The 6,363-nt window shown below is 72.5% G+C and carries 6 protein-coding genes; all 6 read left to right on the forward strand.

Annotated elements, in window-relative coordinates; genetic code table 11:
• Positions 1-165: 165 nt before the first annotated feature.
• On the forward strand, positions 166-1,119 hold the full coding sequence (locus tag VQ02_RS08135; protein WP_048443669.1) for an MBL fold metallo-hydrolase: 954 nt from the start codon (positions 166-168) through the stop codon (positions 1,117-1,119).
• A 69-nt stretch (positions 1,120-1,188) separates the two neighbouring features.
• The gene (locus VQ02_RS08140; RefSeq protein WP_048443670.1) at positions 1,189-2,850 is read left to right on the forward strand and encodes an FAD-dependent oxidoreductase; all 1,662 of its coding nucleotides are present in this window, start codon (positions 1,189-1,191) and stop codon (positions 2,848-2,850) included.
• A complete protein-coding gene (locus VQ02_RS08145) occupies positions 2,850-3,080 on the forward strand; it encodes a DUF2783 domain-containing protein (protein WP_048443671.1) in 231 nt (76 codons plus the stop codon). The genes VQ02_RS08140 and VQ02_RS08145 overlap by 1 nt, the downstream gene beginning before the upstream one ends.
• 319 nt (positions 3,081-3,399) lie before the next feature.
• Complete coding sequence (gene hmgA, locus VQ02_RS08150; protein ID WP_048443672.1) at positions 3,400-4,761, forward strand: homogentisate 1,2-dioxygenase; 1,362 nt, start codon at positions 3,400-3,402, stop codon at positions 4,759-4,761.
• Positions 4,761-6,068 (forward strand): fumarylacetoacetase, encoded by a 1,308-nt coding sequence (gene fahA / locus VQ02_RS08155; protein ID WP_048443673.1) that lies wholly within the window; start codon positions 4,761-4,763, stop codon positions 6,066-6,068. The genes hmgA and fahA overlap by 1 nt, the downstream gene beginning before the upstream one ends.
• Positions 6,065-6,363: glutathione S-transferase N-terminal domain-containing protein (locus VQ02_RS08160; RefSeq protein WP_048443674.1), on the forward strand; the 299-nt coding region annotated here is incomplete at its 3' end. The genes fahA and VQ02_RS08160, both read left to right, overlap by 4 nt.

The following is a 6,363-nucleotide window of genomic DNA, read 5'->3' on the forward strand; positions in this document are numbered from 1 at the left end:
CTCAGCCCGTGCCGCTTGACGGTTGCACTCGCAACTTGTTATAGATGGTTGCACTCGCAACAAGCACGGCAGTCGCGTCTTTGCAATGCCGGAGCGCCTGGTCTGCGCGGTCGATCCTGGTGGATGATCCGCTCCGGTCCGGGACGCACGAGGGAGGAGAACTGCATGAGCAAGGGCTTTGCCAGCCAGGGCGACCTCGTCGAGAAGAAGGAGACCTTCTCCGAGCTCGCGCCCGGCGTCTACGCCCTGACCGCCGAGGGCGACCCGAATTCCGGCGTGGTCGTCGGCGACGACTCCGTGCTGGTGATCGACGCCCGCGCCACGCCCCGCATGGCCGGCGACCTGGTGCGGCGCGTGCGCGAGGTGACCGACAAGCCGATCCGCCACGTCCTGCTCACCCACTACCACGCCGTGCGGGTGCTCGGGGTCGCCGGCTACCCGGACCGGGTCAACGTCATCGCCAGCGACGTCGCCCGCGCGATGATCGTCGAGCGCGGGCAGCAGGACATGGAATCCGAGATCCAGCGCTTCCCGCGGCTCTTTCGCGGGCGTGAGGAGATTCCGGGCCTGACCTGGCCGACGCTGACGTTCCACGGCGAGATGACCCTGTGGCTCGGCTCGCGCGAGGTGCGGATCGTCCATGCCGGGCGCGGCCACACCGCGGGCGACACCATCGCGTGGCTGCCGCGCGAGCGGGTGCTGTTCTCCGGCGACCTCGTCGAGTACGGCGCCACGCCCTATTGCGGCGACGCCCATTTCCAGGACTGGCCCGCCACCCTGGACCGCCTGGAGGCCCTGGGTGCCGCCGCGCTGGTGCCGGGCCGCGGCGAGGCGCTGACGACGCCCGCGCAGATCCGCGAGGGGCTGGAGGGCACGCGCGCCTTCCTGCGCGACCTCTACGCCATCGCCCGCGACGGCGTGGCGGCGGGCCACGATCTCAAGGCGGTCTACGATCGGGCGATGAGCGAGATGCGACCCAAATACGGGCACTGGGTGATCTTCGAGCATTGCATGCCGTTCGACGTGAGCCGGGCCTACGACGAGGCGAAGGGGATCGACACGCCCCGGATCTGGACCGCCGAGCGCGACATGGAGATGTGGCGGGCGCTGGAAGGCTGACGCCCGGCCTCCCCCACCGACGAACGACGCCCGGAGCAACCGGGCGCGCCTCGCGCTCAGGAAACGCCCATGACCTCTCACCCTCGCTTCGCCCACACGCCGCTGCCCGAGGCGGGCCGCCGCCGGCCGGTCGTGGTGATTGGCGCCGGGCCGGTCGGCCTCACCTGCGCCATCGATCTCGCCACCCGCGGCGTGCCGGTGGTGGTGCTCGACGACGACGACACCGTGGCGACCGGCAGCCGGGCGATCTGCTGGGCCAAGCGCACCCTCGAGATCTGGGACCGGCTCGGCGTCGGAAGCCGCATGGTCGAGAAGGGCGTGACCTGGAGCGTCGGGCGCGTCTTCCACGGCGACCAGGAACTCTACCGCTTCGACCTGCTGCCCGAGAGCGGGCACCGCCGGCCGGCCTTCGTCAACCTGCAGCAATACTACGTCGAGGAATACCTGATCGCGCGGGCCGCGGATTTTCCCGACCTGATCAGCTTACGCTGGAAGCACGAGGTCGCCGGCCTGACCCAGAGCGCCGAAGGCGTCCGCCTCGACGTCGCGACGCCGGACGGCGCCTACGTCCTCGACGCGGAGTGGGTGCTCGCGGCGGACGGGGCGCGCTCGCCGACCCGGACCCGGATGGGCCTGCCCTTCCCCGGCCAGCGCTTCGAGGAGCGCTTCCTCATCGCCGACGTCAGGATGAAGGCGGATTTCCCGACCGAGCGCCTGTTCTGGTTCGAGCCGACCTTCCACGCCGGCCAGAGCGCGCTCCTGCACCGCCAGCCCGACGACGTCTTCCGCATCGACTTCCAGCTCGGGCCCGAGGCCGATCCGGACCTGGAGCGGACGCCCGAGCGGGTGATGCCGCGGGTACGTGCGGTGGTGGGCGAGGACACGCCCGTCACCCTCGAATGGTGCTCGGTCTACTCGTTCCGTTGCGCCCGGCTCGAGCGCTTCGTGCACGGCCGCGTGGTGTTCGTCGGCGACAGCGCCCACGTGGTCAGCCCCTTCGGGGCGCGGGGCGGCAACGGCGGCATCCAGGATGCCGACAACCTGTGCTGGAAGCTGGCGCTGGTGCTCGCCGGCGAGGCGCCGGAGAGCCTGATCGCGACCTACGACGAGGAGCGCGGACGCGGCGCGGACGAGAACATCCTGAACTCGAGCCGCACCACCAACTTCATGACGCCGAAGACGAAGGCCGAGCGGCATCTTCGCGACGGGGTGCTGGATCTCGCCGCCGAGGCGCCCTTCGCGCGCGCCCTCCTCAATGCCGGGCGCCTGTCGCGGCCGTGCAGCCTCGCCGGCCTGTCGCTGCAGACCCCGGATCCGGTCCCGCAGGCTGCCGGCCCCAGGCCCGGCGATCCGTGCGTCGATGCGCCGGTCGTCGACGCGGCCGGCCAGGCCGGCTGGCTGCTCGACCGGCTCGGCGGGCCGTTCACGCTCCTGGTCTTCGCCGGGCCTGAGGCGCCCGATCTGGGCCGGCTCCCGGGTCTGGTGCCCGGGCTGCGCTGCGTCGTCGTCGCCGGGCGGCCGATGACGGTACCGGGGGCCGAGGTGCTGCGCGACGCCGAGGGCGTCGCCGGGCTCCGCTACGGCGCGCAGCCCGGTTCCGGCCCGGCCTACCTGATCCGGCCCGACGCGCACGTCGCCGCCCGCTTCGCGGAGGTCGACGCGGAGCAGGTCGCCGAGGCGCTCGCCCGCGCGAGCGGCCGGTCCGGCACGGCGGTTCAGGAGGCGGCGTGATGACGGCACTGCCGAGACAGGGCGACGGCTTCGCCGGGCGGGCGGACGACGTCTACGAGAGCCTGATCCGGGCGCACCAGTCCTTGAGCGACGAGGAGAGCGCGGCGCTCAACGCGCGCCTCGTGCTGATCCTCGCCCACGAGGTCGGCGATCCTGAGGTGCTGGCGCAGGCCATCGCCCTCGCGCGGCGCTCCCTCCGCCTGGACGGCGCGGAACCCGCCCAGCCCTGACGCGAGGGGCACCCCGCGCATCGCCCGCGCCGATCGACGGAACGACACGCGTCGATCGGCCCGCAGGACGAGCGCGGCACCGACACGGGAGAGACACGCCCATGCCCGAGGCCATGTCCAAGAGGTCGCATGCCCAAGGCCACGCCCACGAGGCCTTCCCTGCTCCCCTGCGAGGTGGAGGGGCCCGCCGAGGGCAAGGCCCCGTACGCGGACGACGGGCCGCTCGCCCCGCTCCCGGCCGCCGGGGCGTTCCGGTCCGAGGGCGAGAGCGGCGGCAGGCTCGCACGTTGAATCACCTCACGGCACAGGAGATCCATCCATGAACCAGCAGACCCGCCCCGCTCCTGCCGGCGCGCCCGCCGCGACGCAGATCCATCCCGGCTACCTGTCTGGGTTCGGCAACGGCTTCGAGAGCGAGGCCCTGCCCGGTGCGCTGCCGGTCGGCCGCAACTCGCCCCAGCAATGTCCCTACGGCCTCTACGCCGAGCAGATCTCCGGATCCCCCTTCACCGCGCCCCGCACCACCAACGAGCGCTCCTGGCTCTACCGCATCCGACCCACCGTCATGCACTGGGGCGCCTTCCGCAAGGTCGATCCCCGCCTCTGGCGCACCGCCCCGGCCCACGAGGTCGAGATGCCGCCCGCGCCCCTGCGCTGGGATCCCGTCCCGATCCCGCCCGAGCCCCTCTCCTTCGTCGAGGGCGTGCGCACCATGACCACGGCCGGCGACGCGGGCAGCCAGGCCGGCATGGGCGCGCACCTCTACGTCGCCACCCGCTCGATGCAGGACGAGTACTTCTACAACGCCGACGGCGAGATGCTGGTCGTGCCCCAGGAGGGCGCGCTGCGCTTCCGCACCGAGTTCGGGATCATCGACGTCACGCCCGGCGAGATCGTCGTCATCCCGCGCGGCGTGAAGTTCGCGGTCGAACTGCTCGACGGCCCGGCCCGCGGCTACCTGTGCGAGAACTACGGCGGCGCCTTCACCCTGCCGGAGCGCGGGCCCATCGGCGCCAACTGCCTGGCCAACCAGCGCGACTTCCTCACCCCGGTCGCAGCTTACGAGGACCGCGACGCCCCCGGCACCATGCTGGTGAAGTGGGGCGGCCATCTCTGGGCCGCCGACATCGCCCACTCGCCCCTCGACGTGGTCGCCTGGCACGGCAACTACGCGCCCTACAAGTACGACCTCAGAAAATTCTCGCCGGTCGGCCCGATCCTGTTCGACCACGCCGACCCGTCGATCTTCACGGTGCTGACCTCGCCCTCCGAGACGCCCGGCACCGCCAACATCGACTTCGTGCTCTTCTCCGACCGCTGGCTGGTGGCGGAAAACACCTTCCGGCCGCCGTGGTACCACCTCAACGTGATGAGCGAGTTCATGGGGCTGGTCTACGGCGTCTACGACGCCAAGACCGGCGGCGGCTTCCAGCCGGGCGGGGCGTCGTTGCACAACACCCTGCTGCCGCACGGGCCGGACGTCGACGCGTTCGAGAAGGCCTCGACCATGGAGCTGAAGCCGCACAAGCTCGAGGGCACGCTGGCCTTCATGTTCGAGACGCGCTTCCCGCAGAAGGTCAGCCGCTTCGCCGCCGAGACGCCGGCCCTGCAGCAGGATTACGGCACCTACGGGCGCCGGCTTGCCAAGCACTTCGACCCGAACCGCCCGGAGGCGCGCTGATGACGGGGCTCGACCACACGCACGACGCGGCCCTACGCTCCTGGGTGCCGGGGGCCGACGGGCATCCCGACTTCCCGGTCCAGAACCTGCCGCTCGGGGTGTTCTCGGCGGCCGACGGCGCCAGGCGGGCCGGCGTCGCCATCGGCGACCGCATCCTCGACCTGCCGGCGCTGCTCGCCGCCGGCCTGCTCCAGGGTGAGGCGGCCCTCGCCGCCGAGGCCGCCGGGGAGACCCTCAACCCGCTCCTCGCCCTCGGGGCAGGGCCGCGCCGCGCCTTGCGGGCGCGCCTGTCGGCACTGCTGCGCGAGGGCTCGGCCGAGCGCGACCGGGTCGCCCCGCTCCTGCACGAGGCCGCCGCCTGCACCCTGCACCTGCCGGCGGCGATCGGCGACTACACCGACTTCTACGTCGGCATCCACCACGCCGAGAATATTGGCAAGCAGTTCCGGCCCGACAACCCGCTGCTGCCCAACTACAAGCACGTGCCGATCGGCTACCACGGCCGCGCCTCCTCGATCCGCCCCTCCGGCACCCCGGTGCGCCGGCCCCGCGGCCAGTCCAGGGCGCCGGACGCGGACGCGCCGAGCTTCGCCCCCTCGGCCCGCCTCGACCTCGAGCTTGAGCTCGGGGTGTGGATCGGCCCGGGCAACGACCTCGGCACGCCGATCCCGATCGATGAGGCGAAGGAGCACATCGCCGGCTACTGCCTGCTCAACGACTGGTCGGCCCGGGACATCCAGGCCTGGGAGTACCAGCCGCTCGGGCCGTTCCTGGCCAAGAACTTCGCCTCGACCATCTCGCCCTGGATCGTCACGCCGGAGGCCCTCGCCCCGTTCCGGATCGCGCAGGCACCCCGGCCGGCGGGCGATCCCGCTCCCCTGCCCTACCTCCTCGACGACGCCGACCAGCGCGGCGGCGCCCTCGACCTCCAGCTCGAGGTGCTGCTCGTGACGCCGGGCATGCGGGAGGCCGGCCTCGCCCCGCACCGGATCTCGGCCTCGAACGCGTGCCACATGTACTGGACCATGGCGCAGATGGTGGCCCACCACACCAGCGGCGGCTGCAACCTGCAGCCCGGCGACCTCCTCGGGACGGGCACGATCTCGGGTCCGGACCGCGACGCCTGCGGCAGCCTGGTCGAGGCGACGCGGGGCGGGCGCGAGCCGCTGCGCCTCGCCTCGGGCGAGGAGCGCCGCTTCCTGGAGGACGGCGACGAGATCATCCTGCGGGCCCGCGGCATCTGCGAGGGCTTCGCGACGGTCGGGTTCGGCGAGTGCCGGGCGGTCATCCTCGGAGCACTCGCATGAAGCTCTACGGCTACTGGCGCTCGACCTCGTCCTACCGCCTGCGCATCGCGCTGGCGCTCAAGGGCGTGACGCCGGATCAGGTGCCGGTGCACCTCGTGCGCGACGGCGGCGAGCACCGCAGCGCGGCCTACCGGCGGATCAACCCGCAGGGCCGCGTGCCGAGCCTCGCGCTCGACGACGGGAGCGTGCTGATCCAGTCTCCGGCGATCATCGAGTACCTCGAGGAGGTCTTCTGCGAGCCGCCGCTGCTGCCCGAGGATCCGGTGGCGCGGGCCCGGGTGCGGGCGGTGGCGGC

The organism is Methylobacterium variabile (assembly GCF_001043975.1).
GTDB classification, from domain to species: domain Bacteria; phylum Pseudomonadota; class Alphaproteobacteria; order Rhizobiales; family Beijerinckiaceae; genus Methylobacterium; species Methylobacterium variabile.

Bases quoted from the DNA above. Each gene is read 5' to 3' on its own strand.
- VQ02_RS08140 (WP_048443670.1), top strand. From the start codon at position 1,189: ATGACCTCTCACCCTCGCTTCGCCCACACGCCGCTGCCCGAGGCGGGC.
- fahA (WP_048443673.1), top strand. From the start codon at position 4,761: ATGACGGGGCTCGACCACACGCACGACGCGGCCCTACGCTCCTGGGTG.
- VQ02_RS08145 (WP_048443671.1), top strand. From the start codon at position 2,850: ATGACGGCACTGCCGAGACAGGGCGACGGCTTCGCCGGGCGGGCGGAC.
- VQ02_RS08135 (WP_048443669.1), top strand. From the start codon at position 166: ATGAGCAAGGGCTTTGCCAGCCAGGGCGACCTCGTCGAGAAGAAGGAG.
- hmgA (WP_048443672.1), top strand. From the start codon at position 3,400: ATGAACCAGCAGACCCGCCCCGCTCCTGCCGGCGCGCCCGCCGCGACG.